Source organism: Bacillus sp. JJ664 (assembly GCF_036962205.1).
Taxonomy (GTDB): Bacteria; Bacillota; Bacilli; order Bacillales; family Bacillaceae_G; genus Gottfriedia.
Map to the genome: position 1 here is coordinate 89,682 of NZ_JBALMS010000005.1, position 25,061 is coordinate 114,742.

24 protein-coding genes are annotated in these 25,061 nt (G+C 33.1%); 15 read left to right on the forward strand and 9 right to left on the reverse strand.

What is annotated here, in order from left to right; all coding sequences use genetic code 11:
• The 4 genes from V7056_RS01020 to pepT all read left to right on the forward strand — a co-directional run.
• On the forward strand, window positions 1-422 hold a 422-nt coding region (locus tag V7056_RS01020), incomplete at its 5' end, for a nucleoside transporter C-terminal domain-containing protein (RefSeq protein WP_499698501.1).
• A 357-nt stretch (window positions 423-779) separates the two neighbouring features.
• Entirely contained in the window at window positions 780-2,360 is a 1,581-nt protein-coding gene (locus tag V7056_RS01025) for a L,D-transpeptidase (RefSeq protein ID WP_499698502.1), read from the forward strand.
• 179 nt (window positions 2,361-2,539) lie between these two features.
• Window positions 2,540-3,175: a lysoplasmalogenase gene (locus tag V7056_RS01030; RefSeq protein WP_499698503.1), complete on the forward strand. Its 636-nt coding sequence runs from the start codon at window positions 2,540-2,542 to the stop codon at window positions 3,173-3,175.
• Window positions 3,176-3,279: 104 nt separating this feature from the next.
• On the forward strand, window positions 3,280-4,512 hold the full coding sequence (gene pepT / locus V7056_RS01035) for a peptidase T (RefSeq protein ID WP_499698504.1): 1,233 nt from the start codon (window positions 3,280-3,282) through the stop codon (window positions 4,510-4,512).
• 329 nt (window positions 4,513-4,841) lie between these two features.
• On the opposite strand, the gene V7056_RS01040 is transcribed toward pepT, so the two are convergent.
• The 7 genes from V7056_RS01040 to V7056_RS01070 form a co-directional block, all read right to left on the reverse strand.
• On the reverse strand, window positions 4,842-6,041 hold the full coding sequence (locus V7056_RS01040) for a class I SAM-dependent rRNA methyltransferase (RefSeq protein ID WP_499698537.1): 1,200 nt from the start codon (window positions 6,039-6,041) through the stop codon (window positions 4,842-4,844).
• Window positions 6,042-6,242: 201 nt separating this feature from the next.
• A complete protein-coding gene (locus tag V7056_RS01045; RefSeq protein ID WP_499698505.1) occupies window positions 6,243-6,608 on the reverse strand; it encodes a DUF1304 domain-containing protein in 366 nt (121 codons plus the stop codon).
• A gap of 29 nt (window positions 6,609-6,637) precedes the next feature.
• A complete protein-coding gene (locus V7056_RS01050; protein ID WP_499698506.1) occupies window positions 6,638-7,096 on the reverse strand; it encodes a MarR family winged helix-turn-helix transcriptional regulator in 459 nt (152 codons plus the stop codon).
• A 190-nt stretch (window positions 7,097-7,286) separates the two neighbouring features.
• On the reverse strand, window positions 7,287-8,009 hold the full coding sequence (treR, locus tag V7056_RS01055) for a trehalose operon repressor (RefSeq protein ID WP_499698507.1): 723 nt from the start codon (window positions 8,007-8,009) through the stop codon (window positions 7,287-7,289).
• A gap of 35 nt (window positions 8,010-8,044) precedes the next feature.
• On the reverse strand, window positions 8,045-9,709 hold the full coding sequence (treC, locus tag V7056_RS01060; protein WP_499698508.1) for an alpha,alpha-phosphotrehalase: 1,665 nt from the start codon (window positions 9,707-9,709) through the stop codon (window positions 8,045-8,047).
• Window positions 9,710-9,777: 68 nt separating this feature from the next.
• Complete coding sequence (gene treP, locus V7056_RS01065; RefSeq protein WP_499698509.1) at window positions 9,778-11,196, reverse strand: PTS system trehalose-specific EIIBC component; 1,419 nt, start codon at window positions 11,194-11,196, stop codon at window positions 9,778-9,780.
• A gap of 310 nt (window positions 11,197-11,506) precedes the next feature.
• Window positions 11,507-12,724, reverse strand: a complete 1,218-nt coding sequence (locus V7056_RS01070) for an ROK family protein (protein WP_499698510.1) — start codon at window positions 12,722-12,724, stop codon at window positions 11,507-11,509.
• Window positions 12,725-13,004: 280 nt separating this feature from the next.
• On the opposite strand from V7056_RS01070, the gene V7056_RS01075 reads away from it, so the two are divergent.
• The 3 genes from V7056_RS01075 (at window position 13,005) to V7056_RS01085 (ending at window position 15,356) form a co-directional block, all read left to right on the forward strand.
• A complete protein-coding gene (locus V7056_RS01075; protein ID WP_499698511.1) occupies window positions 13,005-13,826 on the forward strand; it encodes a purine-nucleoside phosphorylase in 822 nt (273 codons plus the stop codon).
• Between the two features lie 65 nt (window positions 13,827-13,891).
• Window positions 13,892-14,800 carry an EamA family transporter gene (locus V7056_RS01080; protein WP_499698512.1) on the forward strand — a complete coding sequence of 303 codons (909 nt, stop codon included), beginning with the start codon at window positions 13,892-13,894 and terminating at the stop codon, window positions 14,798-14,800.
• A gap of 142 nt (window positions 14,801-14,942) precedes the next feature.
• Window positions 14,943-15,356 (forward strand): CBS domain-containing protein, encoded by a 414-nt coding sequence (locus V7056_RS01085; protein WP_499698513.1) that lies wholly within the window; start codon window positions 14,943-14,945, stop codon window positions 15,354-15,356.
• Between the two features lie 56 nt (window positions 15,357-15,412).
• Here V7056_RS01085 and V7056_RS01090 read toward each other — a convergent pair whose 3' ends face one another.
• Window positions 15,413-15,982 carry a hypothetical protein gene (locus V7056_RS01090; protein ID WP_499698514.1) on the reverse strand — a complete coding sequence of 190 codons (570 nt, stop codon included), beginning with the start codon at window positions 15,980-15,982 and terminating at the stop codon, window positions 15,413-15,415.
• Window positions 15,983-15,991: 9 nt separating this feature from the next.
• Window positions 15,992-17,173, reverse strand: a complete 1,182-nt coding sequence (locus V7056_RS01095) for an Alp7A family actin-like protein (protein ID WP_499698515.1) — start codon at window positions 17,171-17,173, stop codon at window positions 15,992-15,994.
• Between the two features lie 869 nt (window positions 17,174-18,042).
• On the opposite strand from V7056_RS01095, the gene queC reads away from it, so the two are divergent.
• From queC to V7056_RS01135, 8 genes are all read left to right on the forward strand, one after another.
• On the forward strand, window positions 18,043-18,708 hold the full coding sequence (queC, locus tag V7056_RS01100) for a 7-cyano-7-deazaguanine synthase QueC (protein ID WP_499698516.1): 666 nt from the start codon (window positions 18,043-18,045) through the stop codon (window positions 18,706-18,708).
• Window positions 18,701-19,177 carry a 6-carboxytetrahydropterin synthase QueD gene (gene queD / locus V7056_RS01105; RefSeq protein WP_088001565.1) on the forward strand — a complete coding sequence of 159 codons (477 nt, stop codon included), beginning with the start codon at window positions 18,701-18,703 and terminating at the stop codon, window positions 19,175-19,177. The genes queC and queD overlap by 8 nt, the downstream gene beginning before the upstream one ends.
• Window positions 19,170-19,886: a 7-carboxy-7-deazaguanine synthase QueE gene (gene queE / locus V7056_RS01110; protein WP_499698517.1), complete on the forward strand. Its 717-nt coding sequence runs from the start codon at window positions 19,170-19,172 to the stop codon at window positions 19,884-19,886. The genes queD and queE overlap by 8 nt, the downstream gene beginning before the upstream one ends.
• 5 nt (window positions 19,887-19,891) lie before the next feature.
• The gene (queF, locus tag V7056_RS01115; protein WP_088001569.1) at window positions 19,892-20,389 is read left to right on the forward strand and encodes a preQ(1) synthase; all 498 of its coding nucleotides are present in this window, start codon (window positions 19,892-19,894) and stop codon (window positions 20,387-20,389) included.
• Window positions 20,390-20,559: 170 nt separating this feature from the next.
• Complete coding sequence (locus V7056_RS01120) at window positions 20,560-21,249, forward strand: response regulator transcription factor (RefSeq protein ID WP_499698518.1); 690 nt, start codon at window positions 20,560-20,562, stop codon at window positions 21,247-21,249.
• The gene (locus tag V7056_RS01125; protein ID WP_499698519.1) at window positions 21,246-22,250 is read left to right on the forward strand and encodes a sensor histidine kinase; all 1,005 of its coding nucleotides are present in this window, start codon (window positions 21,246-21,248) and stop codon (window positions 22,248-22,250) included. Before V7056_RS01120 ends, V7056_RS01125 begins: the two co-directional genes overlap by 4 nt.
• A 102-nt stretch (window positions 22,251-22,352) precedes the next feature.
• The gene (locus tag V7056_RS01130; RefSeq protein WP_499698520.1) at window positions 22,353-23,114 is read left to right on the forward strand and encodes an ABC transporter ATP-binding protein; all 762 of its coding nucleotides are present in this window, start codon (window positions 22,353-22,355) and stop codon (window positions 23,112-23,114) included.
• Entirely contained in the window at window positions 23,104-25,050 is a 1,947-nt protein-coding gene (locus tag V7056_RS01135; protein WP_499698521.1) for an FtsX-like permease family protein, read from the forward strand. The genes V7056_RS01130 and V7056_RS01135 overlap by 11 nt, the downstream gene beginning before the upstream one ends.
• Window positions 25,051-25,061 lie beyond the last annotated feature (11 nt).

Consider the following 25,061-nt stretch of genomic DNA (forward strand, 5'->3'; position numbering starts at 1 on the left):
TAATTGGATTTGTTGCTCTGATCTCTTTAATTAATAATGTTTTTGATTTAATTTTTGGAATTACATTCCAAGAAATTCTGGGCTATGTTTTTGCACCAATTGCATTCTTAATGGGTATTCCATCATCAGATATGATCAAAGCTGGTGGGGTCATGGCTACCAAATTAGTTACAAATGAGTTCGTTGCAATGGATGCATTATCAAAAGTGGCCAAAAGCTTTTCTGCAAAAACGATTGGAATTATTTCAGTTTTTCTTGTTTCCTTTGCTAATTTTTCTTCAATTGGTATTATTGCGGGAGCAGTTAAAGGATTAAACGAAAAACAAGGTAATACCGTTGCACGATTTGGATTGAAGTTACTTTACGGGGCTACCTTAGTAAGTGTTTTATCAGCGATTATTGTTAGTTTGGTTCTGACATAAGTAAAATAAGTAATTTGATAACAAGCATAAAGGGACATTTCCCTTTATGCTTTTTTTGTTGGAGTTTTATCATTCATTCTCAAAGTCACATTAAAAAGTTTACAACATGGAAACATTCTATGACAAAGTTAGAAACATTTAAATCCTATGATACAAACATAAAGATTTTAGGAGAGTGATGCGGGATCAAGAGTGAATCCTATTGTGAAAATCATGAATGAAAGAATAAATGATGGTCATTTTTAGTTGATTATTTTTTTTGCAGAAATTTGACGTTTTATAATTCTAAAAAAATAAAGGATTTAAATAGATTAAAAGCAAATTTAGTAAGTAATTCCAATTATAAGGAGAGAGACAATGACTAATAAGATCGTATCTGTACTTCTCGGAATGTTTTTATTCCTTTTACCGACTGCTAATGCTACTTCTTTGACTTCCAGTTTTACTGATAATGAGTTCTCTAACTATATAGATAATCTCACAATGAATACAACTGAAGCTGCATATGGACAAACAATTGATATTGGGCTAACAACGAAAAAAAGCTTTGGACATATATCCTTATTCTTTTCAAATGGAACAAAAAAGAATGAGGTATCTTTAGTAAAAACATCTAACAATTACTATTCTGGAAAAATAAATATTACAAGCAATTTTGAAAAAGGAGTTTACCAGCTTACATCTATTAAGCTAGATGAACAAGATTTATCAATTACAGATAAAGATATTAAATATTCAATTGTAGATCTGCCTGCACCAACTATTGAAAAGATGTCAAATAAGTCAACAACGATTAAAGGTGTATTTCTTCCAAATAGCGAGGTTCAGATTTTAAAAAATAATATTCTATTAAAAACTTTACCTACGAATTCTAAGGGCGAATATTCTTATGCCGTAAAACCGATTAAAGCTGGAACGAAAATGACTGTAGTCGGTTTAAGTAATAATATAAAAAGTCAATCTACTACAATCTCAGTCTCTGATTTAATCGCACCATCTGTATCGTCTATTTCTGCTGTTTCTGACCAGTCACAGTATATAACTGGTAAGTCTGAAGCCTACGCAAATGTTAAGGTTTATAACGGAACGAAGCTAATAGGTAAGGGTGTCGTGACTTCATATGGAAAATTTAACGTGAAAATCGTTAAACAAAAAGCAAATGCTGTACTTGAAGTCATTACAATTGATAAAAGTAACAATCAAAGTAAGCCTTTATCAGTTCGCGTAATTGACCGTTCAGCACCATCAGTACCTTCTATTAAATCTGTTAAGGAGAATGCAACGATTATTACAGGGAAAACAGAACCAAAAGCAACTGTTAAGCTTTACATTAATAATGGTTACATCGCAAAAACAACATCAAATAGTATTGGTACGTATTCATTTAGAGTAAGCAAATTAAAAGCTTATGCTAGTATTAAAATTACTTCTCAAGATCTAGCTGGAAATCAAAGTAAGCCTGCTACTATTGAGGTACAAAGCAATCAGCCTATTTCAAATGGCCAGCTAATTATTATTAATACACAATCTAATAAACTATCATATTACAATAAAGGAAAACTTGTTAAAACATTTAGCGTAGCAACTGGTAAATCATCAACTCCTACACCAACTGGTAAATTTAAAATCTTAAACAAAATTAAAAATCGACCTTGGTATAAAGAAAATATTCCTGGTGGCGATCCAAGAAATCCACTTGGGAAGCGTTGGATGGGATTAAGTGTGGGTGATTCTCCAGGAAACTCTTATGGAATCCATGGAAATAATAAGGAAAGCTCAATTGGGAAATCAGTTAGCAATGGTTGTATTCGTATGCACAACAGCGAGATTACATGGCTTTTTGAACAAATTCAAACAGGCACTACTGTTATCATTGCTAAATCTTCCAACTCTAATGGAAAAATCGCTCATTCACATGGCATTTCGATTGCTTCTTAAGTTGAACATAACATCCAGACTGTCCGGGTATGTCTCGGCAGTCTTTTTTTTTATAAAAGATGTATCATACCTTCAGCCTTTACTGCTCTATACCAATCATATTTTCTGATAGCATTCTATTCATTTTTCATTAATAATAATAAGTAAATAGGAAAATTCTAGAAAGGGGTCGGTTTGTTTTGAAAAAATTTCTACCGTTATTGATTCTCGTGTTTGGCATTCTCTATATATTTTTCATACCTTCTGAACCAATTGGTTTAAAAATTTTATTTAAATTAATTCCCATGCTATTAATTTTGTATTTTGCTTTTTCTTTGAAGCCAGTTCAGTCATCGAAATATCGTACGCTCATCATCACTGGATTATTTTTTTGCATGATTGGAGATGGTACATTAATTTGGTTTGTCATTGGTTTAAGTGCCTTTTTAATTGGACATTTATTTTACACTGCGGGTTTTATTTCAAGCTGGAATTACTCAAATAAACGCATGTTATCTATTATCCCTATTGCCATATATGCATTTTTAATGTGTTCTAATATAACGGCAGCACTAATCGATAAAGGTGATCGTGGTTTAATTATTCCTGTGATTGCTTATACCATTGCTATTTCTACGATGGTATTCACTGCTATCATGACTGGTAATAAATGGGCAATATTCGGCAGCGTTTTATTTATTATCTCTGACTCTATTCTTTCGTGGGATCTATTTGTACAAACCGTTCGTTACAGTCATGAATTGATTATGATTACATATTATAGTGCGCAATTTTTAATCGCTAGAAGTATATTATCGTTAAAATCCACGGCATAATATTTTACTTTCAAATACAGAACAAACTAAAATAAAATAGTAAGCTTAATCGTTAAACTAGTAAATGTAAGCGCATTTTTACATATGGAAAAGGAGCTATTCAAATGAAAAATGAATTAATGAATCGTTTAATTAGTTATGCTAAAGTGGATACACAATCAAACGCAAGCAACAATACATGCCCTTCTACACCGGGACAATTAACATTGGGACGTATTCTAGTTGAAGAGTTAAAAGAAATTGGATTAGTTGACGTAACGATGGATGAAAATGGTTATGTAATGGCTACTTTGCCAGCTAACTCTGAAAAAGACATTCCTACTATTGGTTTTTTAGCTCATGTTGATACTGCTACTGACTTTACTGGTAAGAATGTTAATCCACAGATCGTTGAAAATTATGATGGTGAAGATATTGTTTTAAATGATTCACTAAATATCATTCTGTCTCCAAAACAATCTCCTGAGCTTAGCAAGTATAAAGGACATACGTTAATTACAACGGATGGCACAACACTACTTGGCGCAGATAATAAAGCAGGTATTGCTGAAATCATGACAGCAATGGCATATTTAGTACAACATCCAGAAATAAAGCATGGTCGCATTCGAGTTGCCTTTACACCTGATGAAGAGATTGGTAGAGGCCCACATAAATTTGATGTGAAAGCATTTGATGCAAAGTATGCATATACAATGGATGGAGGTCCATTAGGAGAGCTTCAATATGAAAGCTTTAATGCCGCTGGTGCGACTATTACTGTAAAAGGGAAAAGCGTTCACCCGGGCACAGCAAAAGGTAAAATGATTAATTCCACAAAAATTGCCATGGAAATTAATCAATCATTACCAGCAGAAGAAGCGCCAGAATATACAGATGGATACGATGGTTTCTATCATTTAATCTCAATTGAAGGTGATGTTGAGGAAACGAAATTACAATACATTATCCGAGATTTCGATAAAGAAAAGTTTCAACAACGTAAAGAAACATTAAACAATATTGTTAATCGCTTAAGAGGAATTCACGGTGAAAACAGTATCTTAATAGAAATGAACGACCAGTACTACAATATGAGAGAAAAAATCGAACCTGTTAAACACGTAGTCGATATTGCTTATGAAGCGATGAAAAACTTAGATATTACACCTATTGTCGAACCAATTCGTGGAGGTACTGACGGTTCTCAGCTTTCATACATGGGTCTTCCAACTCCTAATATTTTCACTGGCGGAGAAAACTACCATGGAAAGTTTGAATATATCTCAGTCGATAACATGATCAAAGCTACAAATGTCATGATTGAAGTCATTAAATTATATGAGAAAAAAGCTTAAGGTCAATCAAATAAACATGAGAAAAAACGCATTAGTAAGTACTATGCGTTTTTTTTATGTTTGGCTCGGTTAAAAAAAGTTGTTGATTTCCACTCCAGGATGCTCGCTTTCCGTGGGGCGTGCGCTGAGCCTCCTGGGAATAGGTAGGCATGCTAAAACCACGACGTCCTGTCGTAACGCATGCATGACCCACATCATGTGGGCCTCCTGCGGGGTCTCACCTGTCCCGCTACTCCCACAGGAGCCGAGCACCTTCCGTTCCAATCAACTTCTTAATAAATCGATTATTTGACTTAAGATAACTGTTTAAAAACATTTACCTTATAGATTTAAGTCTTTACCTTTTTAATAAATACTACCTTTAAATAGTTTCCTTCTTTAAAGTGCTTATTCGTTTTAAAATCATCTGGAAGTGAGTATTCTTCCATTAATTTATATTGACCACCTAATTCTTTAAAAGCAGTGTCTATAAAGGTTTTAAATTTATTCATCCCAAAAGAACTACAATTTGTTGATGCTACAATGACACCATTATCCTCAGTTATTGTAATTGCCTCTTTTAGAAGATCTTTATAGTCTTTTTCCGCACTGAACGTATGTTTTTTTGATCTAGCAAAGCTTGGCGGGTCTAAGATTACCATATCAAATAAAAGGTTTTTCTTAACTGCATACTTGAAGTAATGGAATACATCTTCAACAATGATATCCTGTGTACTTGGATCGATGTTATTTATATTAAATTGTTCTTTAGTCTTCTGTAAACTTCTATTTGCTAAATCTACACTTGTTGTTTTTTGTGCGCCACCAACCGCAGCAAATACAGAAAAAGCGCCTGTGTATGAAAATGTATTGAGTACCCTTTTTCCATAAGCGTATTTATCACGTATTAACTTACGCACTTCACGCTGATCTAGAAATACACCCACCATCGCTCCATCATTTAAATAGATTGCAAAATGAACACCATTTTCCTTTACGATAATTGGAAATTCGCCCTTTTCTCCCGTAACAAAATCATCTTCTTCAATGTACTGACCTTTTGCGTCAAAACGTTTTTTCTGATAAATCCCTTTAAACTCAACTATTTTTGTTAATGCGTCAATGATGTAGTCTTTAAATTGATAAATGCCTTCGCTATACCAACTAATAACATAATACCCATCATAATAATCAATGATCAATCCTCCTATACCGTCACCTTCACCATTAAATACTCTAAAAGCAGTTGTATCGGGATTATTGTAAAAAGTGCCTCGAGCATCTATAGCTGTTTGAAGCTTATCTTTAAAAAATCTTGGACCGATTTCTTCATTTTGATCAAAGCTAAGTAACCAACCTAAGCCTTTATTTTGCTTACCGTAATAACCTTTTCCAATAAATTGATTACGTTCATCAATTAGCTTAATAACCGTTCCTTCATTCGTTAAATCTTTACTATTCATAATGGATTCTTTCGAAATAAGCGGAAATCCATTTTTATAATCTTTTACAAATTTTTGTTTCACCTTTAATTGAAGTTCATTTTTCATGGTTTCACCAGTCATTCTCATATTTTATCTCAGTATTTCCATAATCATTTTTAATTAAAATAGATAGTGAAAACATTTGATAATCATCGTTTTCCTTAGCCTTTTCATTGCTTTATTAAGCATAGTATACACAATACTTAAAGGCAATTTATTATCTCGTATAAAAGCTCTTGTATATGAATGAATACAAGAGCTTTTAGATTAAATATTTACTAAAATTGCTATGAGACCCAATACTGCAGGAAATCCTTGTACAAATAAAATTTTCTTTGTAACTGTGACAGCTCCGTAAATTGCAGCGATAACAATACAACTTAAAAAGAATAGTGCAATTTGATAACCGATTGTCGTTGAAGGGTATAACACACTCCAAATTAATCCCGCTGCCATAAACCCATTATATAACCCTTGATTAGCTGCCACCTCTTTAGAAGCTTCTGCCTTTTCTTTTGAAATACCGAAAGTTTTTAATGTTTTTGCTTTAGTAAAAGCAAACATTTCTAAATATAGAAAATAAAAATGTAATATAGCAACTAGTAAAATAAGTACAAGACTGATCATATCCATAAGAATTTCCTCCCTTTCATTTAATCACTCTATTTAGGTGATGCCTCTTTAAGTAAATTTAATAGTTTTTCATGAAATTCAAGCAATTTTTTCAAATCATCATTTGATATATCTTCCACAGTCTGCATAATCACATCATATGCATTGTTTTCTACCACTGCTTGTTGCGCTATCTTAGAACCTTTTACAGTTGTTGTTAGTTGAACTTCACGCCTGTCCTCAGTAGACTGTTTTCTTTCAATTAAACCTTGTTGAACCAGCTGTTCTACATTTACACTTACTGTACTTTTTGGAAGTGATAATTGTTCGACAACTGACTTTAAAGTACTTGCTCCATGATATTGAATAACACTCAAAATTTCTAATTGAGGTGCTGTGATATTTAATTTCATTGAAATATTTTTCGTGAAAGGAATAAGTGCATTGTTTACTGAAACGATTGCTTTCATTATTTCTCCGGCTTCTTTTAAAACCTTTTTATTTACCAATAGAACAACTCCCCAGCTGATAAATTAGTTCAATTATGAACAATCCAATATTAAACTATTTTTATTCTCGTGTCTACTAACAAAGAAAAAACCCTATCCATAATGGATAAGGTTCGTAGATTCGATCTAAAAGCTGATTTATATGAAATATCAACATCAAGCTTTAACAGGGCCTTCAAATATTATTTAATTAATTATTCTGTTGAATACGTCTAGCGAAATCGACAAATTTAAACTTATCCGGCCTATGACGAGATTGTCCATATTGTAATAGTGATCCGTCATCTAAATAAACGAATGTATTCACAACTACAACCATATCATAGCCATCTAAATCTAAGTACTTTCGATCGTCATCATTACAAGTTTGTACAACGATTTCTTTTTTAGCAAAGCCAATATTTAATGATAGGGTATTTTCTATATAATCAAAGATTGAGCCTTCACAAATTTCTTTTGAAAGTTTCTCTACGTATTCACCGTTATAGTATTCTTTATCAAGAATAATTTTTTTCCCATCGATTTTTCTAGATCTGATTACTTTCCAGATTGATGTCTCACCATCAATTTGTAATTGTTCTTTGATAAATTTGCTAGGTTTCTTCAATTCTAGCCTTTCAACAATCGTTTCAGCTGTTCTTCCAATTTGCGCTGATAGTTCTTTAAAGCTAATTAGTCCAGTTACTGGAAAATTAAACTTAGCAGTATCTAAAATAAATGAGCCTTTACCTTTAACTTTATTGATATAACCATTTTGTTCGAGCATTTGCAATGATTTTCTAATTGTATCTCTAGATACATCAAATTGTTCCATTAAACATTTTTCAGAAGGTATTTTACTTCCAACTGAATAAATGCCTTTTTCTATCTGCTCAATCAACTTATGGTAGATAGAAATATATTTCGCATTCATATTCATCACCTAGGAAAATTTTATTATAATCTTCCTTATTTCTCAAGAAGGTAACAGATTGACTCGTAAGGACGTAAACGAATTTCATGTAAATCCAAACTAGAATCATCATAATTCGAAATCAAAATGCTTCGTTTATAGTCGGTAATATCAATGTTGTCAGGTAAATTAAATATTGTCTCGTCAGGATAGAAATTATTAATGACGATTAGTTTTTGGTTTTCTAAATTACGTGCATAAGCAAAAATATTTTCATGATCCATCATAAGGGATTCATAATCGCCCTCTGAAATAATGTCATACTGTTTTCGTAATTGAACAAGCTTTTTATAATGATAAAAAACGGAATTCTGATCGCTTAGCGCGTTTTCTACATTTATTTTATTAAAATCTTTACCGGTAGGAATCCACGGTGTTCCAGTTGTAAAACCAGCATGATTTGAGCCATCCCACTGCATTGGTGTACGAGAATTATCTCTTGATTTACTTTGTAGAATATTGATTATGTCTGACTCTAATACGCCTTCAGATTTTAATATCTCATAGTAATTTAAACTTTCTACATCCCTATATTGTTCAATTTGATCGAATTTAGGATTTGGCATACCTATTTCTTCGCCTTGGTAAATATACGGTGTACCTCTTAATAAATGCATCACAGTCGCAAGCATTTTTGCGGATTCTTTATGGTACTCCTGGTCATTTCCAATGCGGGAAACAATTCGTGGTTGATCATGATTGCACCAAAATAATGCATTCCAACCATTACCCTCTTGCATTCCTTTTTGCCATGAATCAAGAATATTTTTTAGTGCCATAAAATCGAATTCCATTACAGACCATTTTTCTCCATCCTTATAATCTATCTTAAGATGGTGGAAGTTAAATACCATTGATAATTCTTTTTCTTCTGGATTTGAGTACTGAATACAGTGTTCAATTGAAGTAGAAGACATTTCTCCAACTGTAATAATATCTTCCGTTTGTCCGAACGTTTCTTTATTTAGTTTCTTTAGATAGTCATGGATTCTTGGCCCGTCTGTATAGAATCTTCTACCATCGCCAATTTCATCATCTTCTAATTGATCTGGCTTTGAAATCAAATTAATAACATCTAAACGAAAGCCTTTGACACCTTTACCGATCCAAAAATTCACAATATCAAATACTTCCTTATGAACTTGGACATTTTCCCAGTTTAAATCTGGTTGTGTCTTATCAAAAAGATGAAGATAATACTCATTCGAACCGTCTAATTTCTCCCATGCAGAACCACCAAACTTTGAGATCCAATTCGTTGGTGCTTCTCCATCTTTACTTTCTTTAAAAATATAATAATCTTTATATTTTTTATTTCCTGCTAGTGCCTTTTGAAACCACTCATGCTCTGATGAAGTATGATTAAATACCATATCTAGCATGATCTCTATGTTTCTTTCTTTTGCAGCCTGTACTAATTCCTCAAAATCGTTCATTGACCCATAAGCAGGATCAATATTGCGATAATCTGCAACGTCATAACCATTATCATTTTGCGGAGATACATAAAATGGGGTAAGCCAAATGTAGTCGACACCTAATTCTTTTAAATAATCTAGTTTTTTTGTAACTCCATTTAAGTCTCCAAAGCCATCTCCATTTGAATCATAAAAAGACTTCGGATAAATTTGGTATACAACACTGTTCTTAAAATCCTTCATTTTGAATAATCTCCTTGATTGTAAACTTTGAAAGGAAGGAAAAATAACTTTTCCTTCCTCTTAAATAATTATGAATTTTTTACTAGCAGTTTTTTCTTGTTAAAGATAATTGTTAAAATAAATGGAATAACAATTGCTACTAACATTGCTACTGCAAACATTCCCATATGTTTAGGTTGAATAGATAGAATACCAGGTAATCCACCTACTCCAATTGAGTTTGCCATAACGCCAGAACCAACTGAAATAATGCCAGCGATTCCAGATCCAATCATTGCTGCTAAGAATGGATATGCATATTTTAAGTTAATACCAAACATTGCGGGTTCTGTTACACCTAAATAACAAGAGATAGCCGCTGGAATTGAAATTTGTTTTTCTTCTTCATTTTTTCTATTTAAATATATAATTGCTAATACTGCAGAACCTTGAGCAATATTTGATAAAGCAATCATTGGCCATAAGTTCGTTCCACCAAGCTCACTCATTAACTGTAAATCAATTGCATTCGTCATATGATGTAAGCCTGTGATTACTAATGGTGCATAGAAGAATCCAAATACTAAAGCAAATAACCAACCAAATGATGATGTTAATCCAGAATAAACTACATGTGAAATTGCAGAACCAACTTTCCAACCAAGTGGTCCTAAAACAACATGAGCAATTAATACTGTTGGTACAAGTGCTAAGAAAGGAACAACGATCATTGAAATGGCACTTGGAACAACTTTTCTAATACTTCTCTCTAAAAATGCTAATGTAAAACCTGCTAAAATAGCTGGAATAACTTGAGCTTGATAACCAATCATGTCAATTTTAACGAAACCAAAGTCCCAGAATGGTGCATCTGCCCCACCGGAAACTGCATAAGCATTTAATAATTGTGGAGAAACAAGTGTAATCCCCAGAACGATCCCTAAAATTTGTGTTGTACCCATTTTCTTTGTAATCGACCATGTGATACCAACAGGTAAGAAGTGGAAGATTGCTTCACCTATTAACCATAAGAATGAATGCACACCAGCCCAAAATTGTGAAGTTTCTACAATCGTTTTTGTTCCATCTTCTAGTAACTTAATATCACCAATAATATTTCGGAATCCTAAAATTAGACCCCCAACAACAATTGCAGGAATTAATGGAGAAAAAATTTCTGATAAATGCGCAAGCACACGTTGTAACCAAGTCATATTTTGTCTTGCTGCAACTTTTGCGTCTTCCTTAGATGATTCATCAACACCAGCTAATGCTACAAAATCATTGTAGAACATTGATACTTCGTTCCCAATAATAACTTGGAATTGCCCTGCCTGTGTAAATGTTCCCTTAACTAATTTAAGTTCTTGTATCTTTTTCTCATCAGCTTTTTTAACATCTTTTAATACAAAACGCATACGAGTTGCACAATGTGTAACTGTTGCGATATTCTCTTTGCCACCGATATGTTGAAGTAATTGTTTTGCATCATCACTATAACGACCCATTTCAATACCCCTCCCCTTATATTTCTCTTTTATCTATACCCTGTACGTACAAGACAAGTATATTCCTGTACGTACAGGAAAGCAAGCGTTTTTTTGAAAACGCTCACAACGACTTCTTTTTTTATCAAACAAGAAGTACATTCAGTTATTAGCGCAAATTTATGTAAATCGCCATAATGCGTCTTTTATATGAGTTTTACTACTATTTATAGTTCCAAAAATATTACTTTCCATTAATAAGTGAGGTTTAAAGTCATAACAAAAATAGCCCGATTCCCCCCCTTTTGCATTTGAGGAACCGAGCTTTATTTTATGAAAAACTTTCTTCTGTATAATAATCAATTACCATACATCCTGCACCTTGTGCAACGATATTGTAAGCTGTAGTTGATTTTACTATTTGAATTGGGCTATTTGGATAGTGTTGCATTCTTGATCTCGCAATATCAGATGCAATATCGAAAAAAAATGGCTTTGGAACTAATGTACCTCCACAAATGACAATATCTGGTCTTAGTAAAAAAATCAGATTAGCCAGGCCGATTCCAAAATAATAAGCTGCATCCTTTAACACTTCTAAACTTAAACGATCTTCTTGTTCTAATGCATCTAAAACTTGGTGCAAGCTTGTATCTTCTATATCTTCCACACATTCTTGAAGATAGGATGGCTCTCCACGTTTAATCCGTTTAATTACCTCTTCACGAATGGCAGGTAAACTGCTATAAGCTTGAAGACATCCATAAGATCCACATGAACAACGCTGTCCATGAACGTCAATGATCATATGACCAAATGCATCGTCCATTTCATTTTTATGACTGAGTAATCTTCCTTGTTGAACAACACCACATCGAATACTCATATCACTTGAAACAAATATAATATTATCCGACTCTTTTCCATACTTTAATCGATATTCAGCTAAAGCAGCTAAATTTGTGCCATTATTAATGAAAACTGGACATTGATTCGTTTTCTCTAAGTAGTTTATGATATTTAAATCTTCCCACCCACCAGCAATAAATGAGTCAGAATTAATGATAGTTCCTTTTTCTGAATCGATTGGATCGAGTAATCCTATTCCAATCCCTAATAATTTCTCTCTACTAATATCCTTTTGAACTAATAATTGATCAACACAGTTCGTTACAAAATTTAGCGTAAATTCTCCAGTACTTCCTTGATCCATCTTTAGTTTCTTTGTCTCTAAAATATTTAAATGTAAATCTAATAATAGAACAGTTGTATATAAATTTGTAATCTCTACGCCAATTATATAGTTTGATGTAGGATTTACTACGTACATTACGGGCTTCCTGCCGCCGCTCGATACACCTAAACCACTATCTATAATCAATCCGGCCTGTACTAATTCGTCTAATAATCTCACACAAGTTGTATGTTTATAACCAGTTAGCTCTGTTAGTGAGCTTACTTTTATTGGTCCTAGTTTTCGAATTAAGCTATATAAAAGCTTTAAACTTTTTAATTTTGGCGAATGTACTCCTACAAATTGCCTTAGCATCGTTTTCCTCCAAAGCTTTTTCATTATCAATATCATACCCGATTTATTCCGCAAGCAACGCTTAGATTCAATTGACTTTTTTTATTTTATAAAATAAGTATAGCTATTTTTGACAATTGATAATAGTATTTTTTCTCATAACAATTTACTTTTTACCAAAATGGAATTTAGTCCATTTACAATTAGGAAAAAATCATTTAGACTTATATTGAAAGAAGTCATCTCTTACATTAAATTTTTATGAATACAAATTATTAACTCATTCAAGGAGGAAATAAAAATGCATAAAACAGAACATATTCTAGAAACAAAAGAATTTATCCTTAACAAAACAAATTACCGCCCAACAGTTGGCTTAATCTTAGGGTCTGGATTAGGAACACTTGCGGATGAAATCGAAAATTCAGTTACAATCCCTTATAGTGAAATACCTCACTTTGCTAAATCTGAAGCTGTAGGACATGCTAATGAATTAGTGATCGGAGAATTAAAAGGACAAGCTGTAGTCGCAATGAAAGGCCGCTTCCATTATTATGAAGGCTTTACATTAGATGAAGTAACGTTCCCAGTGCGTGTTATGAAAGCTCTTGGAGTTGAAAAACTTATTGTTACAAATGCATGTGGAGCAGTTAATACCAGCTTTAATCCTGGCGATTTAATGTTAATTACTGACCATATCAATCTAGTTGGAAACAACCCATTAATTGGGCCAAACAACCCTGAATTAGGTACTCGTTTCCCAGACGTATCAGAAGTTTATAATAAAGAGTTACGTGCGCTTGCATTAAAAGTAGCAGAAAAACAAGACGTTCAATTACAACAAGGTGTTTATGCTTGGTGGAGTGGACCTTCATATGAAACACCTGCTGAAATTCGTATGATTCGTACATTAGGTGCTGATGCTGTTGGGATGTCTACAGTACCAGAAGCAATCGTAGCGGTTCACAGCAGTATGAAAGTACTTGGTATCTCTTGCCTAACTAACATGGCATGCGGCATTCTAGATCAACCTCTAAACCATGAAGAAGTAATCGAAGTTGCAAGCATGGTACGTACTAAGTTTGTTGGACTAGTAAAAGGTATTTTAGAAGAGATTAATTAATAAAAGTGGAAGTAAAGAGGGTCTATACCCTCTTTACTTTTTTAATTCGTAAACGAGGTGTCATTTTGAAAGGAATATTGTATATCATCATTGGTTCTGCGTGTTATGGTGTATTGTCTACATTTGTGAAACTAGCATACAATGATGGTTTTATTGTGAATGATGTTGTCGGGATTCAAATGTTTGTTGGAGCTGTTTTATTGTGGTCTATTGTTCTTATAAATAAGCTAATTAAAAAGAAGTCAACAGCTCAGACATATAAAAAACCTGCTAAAAAAGATATATTATTATTAACTGTATTAGGATCGACGACTGGATTAACAGGAATGTTTTATTATTTGTCTCTTCAATATATCTCAGCCTCGTTCGCTATCGTTTTACTTTTTCAATTTACTTGGATCGGTGTTTTCTTAGAAGCTATACTTAACCGAAAATTTCCCGAGAAAGGAAAGGTAATCTCTCTAATCCCATTAATAATTGGAACTCTTTTTGCAACAAATGTTTTTTCGACAGGTATTCAGCAATTACACTTGCTAGGTTTACTGTTTGGTTTGTTATCTGCAATCTCATATTCTATTTTCGTGCTCTTAAGTGGAAGAGTTGCAGTACAAACTAACCCTGTTACAAAAACTGCTCTTATGATTACGGGCGGTTTTATAATATGTGCCCTTTTTCTCCCTCCTAACTTTTTTAGTGACGGAACATTATTTGTTGAAATCACATTAAAATATGGCCTCATTCTAGGGTTTTTAGGTCCATTCTTTTCTACATTCATGTTTTCAAAAGGGGTGCCATTAACTGGGTCTGGCTTAGCCTCTATTTTAGGAGCAGCAGAACTTCCGACTGCTGTTTTGATGTCAGCACTTGTGTTAAAAGAATCAATCGGTACAGCACAATATATAGGCGTATTCTTAATATTGGCTGGTATTGCCCTTCCAGAATTAGTAAAGAAAAAATCATTACAGACATCTTAAAAGACACTCCTTTGGGAGTGTTTTTTTATTTTTTGTTGAGTAAATCGAAGAAATCATAACCCTGAGTTAAGTAATTTGTAAGTATATTTCTATCATTTTCCCAAATAATATCTTTGTTACAGTCTAACGGAGGTGTTTTAAAATGAAAGTAAGAGACGTTATGTCAAGCAATGTAGAAAGCTGCTCTAACCAAGATTCATTACAAGCAGTTGCAAGCAAAATGGAATCTTTAAATGTAGGTGCAATACCAGTTGTTGAGAATGGTCAAGTAGTCGGTATGATTACGGACCGCGACCTGGCACTTCGAGGTATTGGACAAAATGGAAACGGACATGCTTCTCAAGTTATGTCTAATAACATCGTTACAATTGATGCAGATGCTAATCTTCAAGAAGCTTCTAGCTTAATGGCCCAACACCAAGTTAGAAGACTACCTGTTGTTGAAAACGGAAATCTTGTGGGCATGCTCTCTTTAGGGGACTTGGCCGTTCAAGATCAATCAGATGAAAGTGCTGGAGAAGCTTTATCACAAATTTCTCAAAATGATGTGCAATAAGATAAGTTGAAAAAGCAAAAGGAACCGTAATATATTATCGGTTCCTTTTGACTTCATTATTTATTCATTTGTGCAAGAAAGTCTCCTAGAAGGTCATCCAAATCTTCTTTATCATTTTTATGATTTGTCTGCTCTATCTCCTGCTTACTCTCCCAAGTAAAGTCATCTATATCTATACTATCTATACCTCGAACATCTCTTGTATCATCCAATAGATTATCACTTGGAACTGGCTCCCAGGCTAATTCAGCAGCTGCTATTTCATCATTCTGTTCATACGTATATGCCGCGCCACTATTTAATGAGGTCAGCAATGACACAGTCCTGATTGGATCTGATAATAGTTGATAGACAATACTTCCTAGTAATGCTTCAGACTGTTCATGCTTTAACCAGTCTCTTTGAACCTTATTTAAGCGGTTTGGAAGTGGGATTGTAATAGTCTCTTTTTGAATCGATATTTCTTCGTTCACTCCTCTCAAAGTGAACTCGGCAATTTTACTCGAGAAATTTCGTCTTTCACTTTCCTTTAAGCTTTGTAAATGTTTCAAAATGTGATTAGGTGTATCAGAAGGGATACGAAATGTAATGGGTTGTCCTCTCGTTAATTCTTTTTCCTTCTTCATAAAGTCACCTTACTTTGTCTTTGCCATTTTTTGTTCTTCACTTTGTTTTTCCCTCTGATTTCGTCTTGAAAAATCAGCTATTAGTTTATAATAGGCATTAACCATCATCCAAATACTTTCTTTTTCATCCTCAAAGAAATCAATCTGATAGCCATCGAGGTTATTATTTAACGCGACTAAGTAATCTTTTAAGATAATGGATCCTCCACCAATAAAATAGCAAATTTCTGTTTGAGAGTTCCTTTGCCACATATTTCGTAATTGACGGTATTGTTTTTTCGCCAGTTCTAATAGAATTCTGTCAACGATGTCATGAACGCTTGTCCTACTTCCCTTCACCATAATATGGTTTCGGTCACTTTTCTTCGTTATGATTTCGACAACATCTCTTCTACTATCTAATTCTATGCCATATTTTGACCGTATTTCCTCACGGATCTGCTCAAGAGATTCTGAAACACCTAAGTGAAAACCTTGGGCCTTATCATCATCTACTTTCCTATTTTTTATGACCGCGATATCAGTAGACAATCCTCCGATATCTTGAATGAGGATTCTTTTATCAATTAGTTCTTTATTAATAATATTTAAATGTTGGTCCATCACTAAATTAATATAAGCTGCAAATCCTTCAGGATAGATTTTCACTTCTTCAAACTTAATATTTACTTTTAGTCCTTGATACTTAGGTGTCACTAGAAACTCAACTTGGTGGACCGAGCTTAGTAAACGAGAACGATATGCAACATCCTTCCCTTCCTTCACTTCTCTTAATGGAAGGCCTGTCCCCAATGTATAAGTAGCCTCAATCACTTGATTTGACCTTTTAAAGTTTTGTTTATTCTCCTCTCTAGCAGCATCTAGTGCTAGTGCAGCGAATAACATAATTAAAGTTTGATCTTCTTCTGATTTATTACTCCCAGGATCTAACTCCGTAGCATTATTGCTTTTTGTCGCTAAGTATCCAACACGATAAATAGAATTATTATCTTTTAGAGTCGGTGAATGTACTCGAATATGTATGCCATCGTTTGGATCTTGATTATTCAATTCTTCTACTCCAATTATGGGGCGATCTTCAATATCTCTCGCAACAATATTAGGAATGTTAATTTCATGTTCCATCTTTCCAAATATGCCTTTAAGTGAATCATTACCTACATCAATTGCAGCAATACGAGCGTTTACCAAATAAATCATCCCTTTCATCATGTTGTTTTTTTACTGATAACTAATTTAATTCTGACTAAAAGATTATCTGAGTTTATTTTAAGGGTCAATCATACTCTCTCAACTAACATGAAAATGTAAACTAGACGATTTATTTGTCATCTTGTATACAAAACCGTAAACTCATTTAAATGTGAGTATGTATATAGATTTGTATACTTGTAAACATGTATACGTTTATGTGTACAATCGTTTACATTCTGTATACTTGTTTACAAAAATGTATACAACATAATTTCGTCTAATGAAAAGACCAAACTTCTTTAATGGTTACTTTTCTTTAGGCTGTTTTTGCATCAATTATTGCTATTTAATAACGCCTTAATTGATTACCACTCCGGGTCGCTCTCTTTTTAGGGTGCTAAGCTTGAGCCTGGGGTCCACACGATGTGGATCATGCTTGCGTTGACAGGACGTCGAGGTGTTATCTTATCTAGCTTGCTTGGCTTGCGGGGTCTTTGTCTTCCCATATATCCCACAAGAGTCTCACACCTTCTACTGTAATCAACTTTTGTCTTTATCGTTTCAACCCCCAAAAACAACAAACTTTCGAAATGAGTCTTTAGATATGTCTTGTAATTTTTTACTTTTCTAGAAAAGTTTTTGTTCTTTTCTCTTTAAACTATTATAATAGTAATTACGATTGTACTTTTTACGTACAATTGTTAATAGATAATTTAATACAAATCCATAAGTAAACTACTTATGGTAGAGGTCGCAAACTCCCCTCTACAAAAAAATAAGGCGAAAAACAATATTTGTCGTATTGTTTTTATTTTTGTTATTCGGGATGCCCTCTTCTTTTTAAATACGTAAAGGAGAGAAGAAATATGAAAAATGAAAAAGCAATCGTTGTATTTAGCGGTGGCCAAGATAGTACAACTTGTTTATTTTGGGCAATGCAGCAATTTAAAGAAGTTGAGGCTGTTACCTTCAACTATAACCAACGTCATAAATTAGAGTTAGATGTCGCTGCAGATATTTGTAAGGAATTAAAAATTCCTCACCATATACTTGATATGTCTTTATTAAATCAACTTGCACCAAATGCTTTAACAAGATCAGATATCGATATTACACATGAAGAAGGTGAATTACCTTCGACATTTGTTGATGGTCGTAATCTATTATTTTTGTCTTTTGCGGCTGTTCTTGCAAAACAAAAAGGCGCAAGACACATCATTACAGGTGTTTGTGAGACTGACTTTAGCGGATATCCAGACTGCCGTGATATCTTTGTTAAGTCATTAAATGTAACGCTTAACCTATCAATGGATTATCCATTTGTGATCCATACACCACTTATGTGGATTGATAAAGCTGAGACGTGGAAATTAGCTGATGACTTGAACGCTTTCGAATTCGTTAGAAATAAAACGTTAACTTGTTATAATGGCATCATTTCTGATGGTTGTGGTGAATGCCCTGCATGCGAGCTTCGTAAAGCTGGTTTAGATCGTTATTTAGAAATGAAAGGAGCCTCTAGCCATGTTTGATTTTCGCATAGTAGAGAGACTCCATAAAATAGATGAACATATAAAAAAAGAAGACTTAAAATACCATCATAAACGTGTCCTTGTTAATAAAGAATTTACTTTTGATGCTGCACATCACTTACATTGCTATGAAGGAAAATGTAAGAATTTACACGGTCACACATATAAAGTCATTTTTGGTATTAGTGGTTTTGTCGATGATATTGGATTAGTGATCGATTTTGGTGATATTAAAGAGATTTGGAAAGAAAAAATCGAAATTTATTTAGATCATCGTTACTTAAATGAAATGCTTCCTCCAATGAATACGACTGCTGAAAACATGGTCGTTTGGATCTTTGAGCAAATGGAAAATGCATTAAAAGATGAAACGAATCCAGCACAAGATATTAGAGTAGAGTTTGTTCGTTTATATGAAACGCCTACAAGCTACGCAGAAGCTCGTAGGGAGTGGATGATAAATGAGTAAAATTCCTGTACTTGAAATATTTGGCCCTACTGTACAAGGTGAGGGTATGGCAATTGGACAGAAAACAATGTTTATTCGTACAGCTGGATGTGATTATTCATGTAGCTGGTGCGATTCATCCTTCACTTGGGATGGTAGCGAAAAAGAAAATATTAATTGGATGACTGCAGAGGATGTTTGGAAATCTTTAGTAGAGTTAGGCGGAGATACCTTCTCACATATTACGATTTCAGGTGGTAACCCTGCCCTTCTTCCTTCTCTAGGACCTATTGTCGATTTCTTAAAAGATAAACAGATGACATTGGCTCTTGAGACACAGGGAAGCAAATGGCAAACGTGGTTACCTTTAATAGACGAAGTAACATTATCACCGAAACCACCAAGTAGTGGTATGAATACAGATTTTGATGTGTTAACAAGTATTATTCAACAACTTGAACATCATCCAAAAACTTGCTTAAAAGTAGTTGTTTTTGACGAAAAAGATTTAGCTTTTGCAGAAACTGTTCATCAAAAGTTTCCTCAAATCCCGTTTTTCTTACAAGTTGGAAATAGCTGGTTAAACGCACATAATGAATCATTATTACAACACATGTTAAATCGTTATGAGTGGCTTATAGATGAAACAATGAAATCAAAAGTGTTTAAAAATGTAAAGGTTTTACCTCAATTACATGCATTTGTATGGGGAAATAAGAGAGGAGTTTAACAAAAATGGTAGGAAGATCAAAAGGTACTTTAGAAGACGTATCGTTACTAGGAAGTAATAATACTAAATATTTATTTGAATATGATCCAGGGATTTTAGAAACATTTGACAATACTCACCCTGACCGTGATTATTTCGTTAAGTTTAATTTCCCAGAATTTACTTCACTTTGTCCAAAAACTGGTCAACCTGATTTTGCAACTATTTATATTAGCTATATTCCAGAGCAAAAAATGGTAGAAAGTAAATCATTAAAACTTTATTTCTTTAGCTTCCGTAATCATGGCGATTTCCACGAAGATTGCATGAATATCATTATGGATGACTTAATTAAATTAATGGACCCTCGTTACATCGAAGTTTGGGGCAAATTCACACCTCGTGGTGGAATCTCAATTGACCCTTATTGTAACTATGGTCGTCCTGGCACAAAATATGAAAAAATGGCAGAACATCGTATGATGAACCATGATTTATACCCAGAAAAGATCGATAATCGCTAATTAGATTTATCTCTCTTTATGAATAACTAGCATAATATGAAAGCTCATTTCTTATATAGAAATGAGCTTTTATTGTCTAGAAAACCACTATAAATTCTAACCGTTTATGGCAATCAATTTGGTTTTACTTTACAATTAATGGAAAAGTCGTAAAAAGGGTGGTGAACCTTTTGTTTAAAGTTTTATTAATCGAAGATGACTCGTCTCTTTTTAATGAAATAAAAGATCGATTATCTCAATGGTCTTATGAAGTGTACGGAATATCTGATTTTAGTAAGGTGTTTCAAGAGTTTACTGAAATTAAACCGGATTTGGTCATCATTGATATACAATTACCTAAATATGATGGATTCCACTGGTGTCGAATGATTCGATCCCATTCTAATATTCCAATTATCTTTTTATCTTCTCGGGATCATCCCTCTGATATGGTCATGTCAATGCAATTAGGCGCGGATGATTTTATGCAAAAGCCGTTTCATTTTGATGTTTTAATTGCAAAAATACAAGCGACTCTTAGACGTGTTTATAACTATAACACTGAGAAAGTTGCGTTGAAAACTTGGTGTGGTGCCACTGTTGACTATGAGAAGAATACTGTTTCAAATGAAACAGGGTTAATTGAGCTAACAAAAAATGAGATATTTATTTTAAAACTGTTAATTGAACAAAAGAATAAAATTGTTAGCCGTGAAGACATTATCAATGACTTATGGGACGATAAGCGTTTTATTAGTGATAATACACTTACTGTCAATGTAAACAGATTAAGAAAAAGATTGGATGAAATCAGTTTAGGTCGATTTATTGAAACTAAGGTGGGACAAGGCTATATCGCCCTTGAAGAGGAATATCAATGATTAAGAAATTTCTCTTAGAAAGAATCAGTTGGATTGCTTTATTCGTTTTTCTTCAGCTTTTTTTACTATTTGTCGCTTTTATTGATACAGCTATTCCTTTTACTCCAATTCTTTATATTGTCTTTTTATCAATTATCATTATTTTCTTTTTTTTGGTTTTTCGATACCCGAGGGAAACAAGATTTTATAGAAGTCTTGTAGAACGCGAGGATAATCTTGATTTAACAGGGTTAGCTGAACCTGATAGTCCTTTTGAGCATTTGGTAGAGACAAGTATTACGAATCAAACTGAACAGTTAAAAAAAGTTGCATTACACAATCAAACTACATTAGAGCAAGAAAAGGATGAGCTTTTGTCTTGGATTCATGAAGTAAAAACGCCATTAACTGCAATGCATTTAATGATTGATCGATTACAAGACGAAAAATTAAAAACGCATATAACTTATGAGTGGCTACGTATTCATTTTTTACTAGATCAACAGCTTCATCAAAAGAGAATTCCTTTTATCGAAAACGACTTGTATATAGAAAAAATACAGTTAGAATCTGTCATATTTACTGAGATAAAGACTTTACAATCATGGTGTATTCACAAAGGGATTGGATTTGATATACAACTTGAAGAAACCGAAGTCCTAAGTGATGCAAAATGGCTTTCTTTCATTATTAGACAACTGCTAACTAATGCAGTTAAATACAGTAATGCTTCAGATATTATCATTAGTAGCAAACAACAAAACGATCATACGATTCTTACGGTTAAAGATTTTGGTCGTGGGGTTGATTCAAAAGATTTACCAAGAATTTTTGAGAGAGGTTTTACTTCTACTACTCAACATCAAGACAATGCTGCTACCGGAATGGGCTTATATTTGGCGAAGAAAGCCGCACATTCACTATTAATCCAAATTGATGTAAGTTCGGAATTGGCAAAAGGAACAGAATTCACTTTATCATTTCCAAAACAAAATGAATTTGTAAATATTAAAAGCATGTGACAAAATTGTCACATGCTTTTATTGATTGTTCGCTTAATCAAAGGAAATAACTAAAAAAAACTTCTATACTTAGTTTATTGATATAAAGGAGTGTGGAGATGAATGAGTATTTTAGAAGCTAAAAAAATCCATAAGAGTTACGGAAATAAATTTAATAAACAAGAAGTATTAAAGAGTTTAGATATTTCGATAGAAAAAGGTGAATTCGTAAGTATCATGGGTGCATCTGGATCGGGTAAAACGACTTTACTAAATGTCCTCTCTTCAATTGATAAAATCAACGGCGGAACAATCACGATCGAAGGTACAGAAATTTCTGGTATGAAAGAAAAACAATTAGCAGAATTTCGTAAAAATTATTTAGGGTTTATATTTCAAGAATATAACTTACTTGATACGTTAACAGTCAAAGAAAACATATTATTACCTTTAACGATTACGAAAGCAACTCCAGCCGAAGCTGATCAAAAATTTGAAGCTGTTGCAAAAGAATTAGGCATCTTTGAGTTAAAAGATAAATATCCTAATGAGATTTCTGGCGGACAAAAGCAACGTACTTCCGCTGCTAGAGCATTTATTCATGAGCCAAGTATCATCTTTGCCGACGAACCAACAGGTGCATTAGATTCAAAATCTGCCTCAGATTTACTAAATAAACTAAGTGAACTAAATGAAAAAAGAAAAGCAACAATCGTAATGGTTACCCATGACCCTGTAGCAGCAAGCTATTGTCACAGAGTCATTTTTATAAAAGACGGACAAATTTATACTCAATTACACAAAGGCAATGATACAAGACAAAACTTCTTCAAAGACATCATGAAAACTCAAGGTGTGTTAGGCGGGGTGCAAAATGAGCATTAATCAACTCATATTCCGTAATTTAAAGAAAAACCTTAAAAACTATTACTTATATGTATTTGCATTAATATTTAGTGCAGCTCTATATTTTGCATTTGTTACTTTGCAATATGATCCTTCAATGAATGAAACAAAAGGTTCAATTAAAGGTGCTGCGGCAATAAAATCAGCATCAGTTTTATTAGTAGCAATTGTATCTATATTCCTTCTATATGCTAACAACATTTTTATTAAAAGAAGAAGTAAAGAAATTGGACTATTCCAGTTAATTGGTATGACAAAAAATAGGATTTTTCGAATTTTAACAGTTGAAAATTTCATCCTATATTTTACTTCTTTAATCTTAGGGATTCTTCTAGGTTTTTCAGTTTCAAAATTAATTATTATGATTTTATTTAAAGTTACAGGTATTAATGCGATCGCAACACTTCACTTTTCAGGTCGTGCATTAATTCAAACGGTTATTGTCTTCTTGGTCATCTATTTATTCATTATGTTAATGAATTACACCTTTATTAAAAGACAAACCATCTTATCTTTATTCAGAGTGATTTCTTTAACAGAAGGTAAAGTAAAGAAAATGTCTGTTTTTGAAATTATCATTGGAATTGTGGGGATTATCTCAATCGGCTCTGGCTATTTTATTTCATCGAAACTATTTGGCGGGGACTTTTCTTCAACAATGGAGCTATTTTTAGCAATGATTTTTATATTAGCTTCTGTTATTATCGGTACGTATTTATTCTATAAAGGCTCAGTACGATTTATATTAAATATCATCCGTAAAAGTAAAAATGGTTATTTAACAATCAACAATGTATTATCACTGTCATCAATTATGTTCAGAATGAAATCAAATGCACTATTGTTAACTATCATCACGACTGTGTCTGGATTAGCAATTGGTTTATTATCTTTAAGTTATATTTCTTATTATTCAGCTGAAAAAACAGCCGAAAATAACGTACCTAACAATTTCTCTATTACCAATACAAAAGACGCTGATCAATTTACGGATGCATTATCAAAAAATAATATCAAATTTACTGAAAAGAAGATTGAAGTCATCCAAGTTAGTGCAAATTTAGATAGCATTTTAGAATCCAAGCTTGATGCATCTGCTATGAAAAGTTCAGATGATTTACCGATCCCAGTCATTAGTGAAAACTCGGTTAAAATGAACTTATCTGAAGAGGAAACAGTTTTTACAGGCTACAATGATTTATTGCAACGCTTTATGACGTTAAAAGAAAGTGGTCACATTAAATTTAATACTAAACATGAAGAGATACCACAATCATATATAGGATTAAAGAAAGACTATATTATTTCTAATTATTTTACGAGCGGTGGTTTTCCAACTGCAATCGTTGATGAAAAGGTTTTTAACAAATTAAAAGCAGATATCGATCCATCTATTCAAAGAGATTCGACAATCTATATCGGTATTGATATTAATGATGAAAAAAATCTCGTTAAAGCAAATGAAATCTTTAATCTAAATAATTTAAATGATGGATATTTAAATAGCTCGCGACTAGAAATCAGTAATCAGCAAAAACAAACAATGGGATTAATTATGTTTATCGTTGGGTTTTTAGGTTTAGCATTCTTAATTACTTCTGGGTGTATTTTATACTTTAAACAAATGGACGAAAGTGTTGATGAGAAACCAAATTATACAATTTTAAGAAAGCTTGGATTCTCACGTTCAGACTTAGTTAAAGGAATACGCTCAAAGCAAGTGTTTAACTTTGGCATTCCATTAGTCGTTGGCTTACTTCATAGCTACTTTGCAGTACAATCTGGCTGGTTCCTTTTTGGAACTGAAGTTTGGGCTCCTATGATTATCGTTATGGTTCTTTATACAGTGCTATACTCAATCTTTGGTATCTTGTCTGTGTTTTACTATAAAAAAGTAATTAACGACGCACTATAAATTAAAAAGCT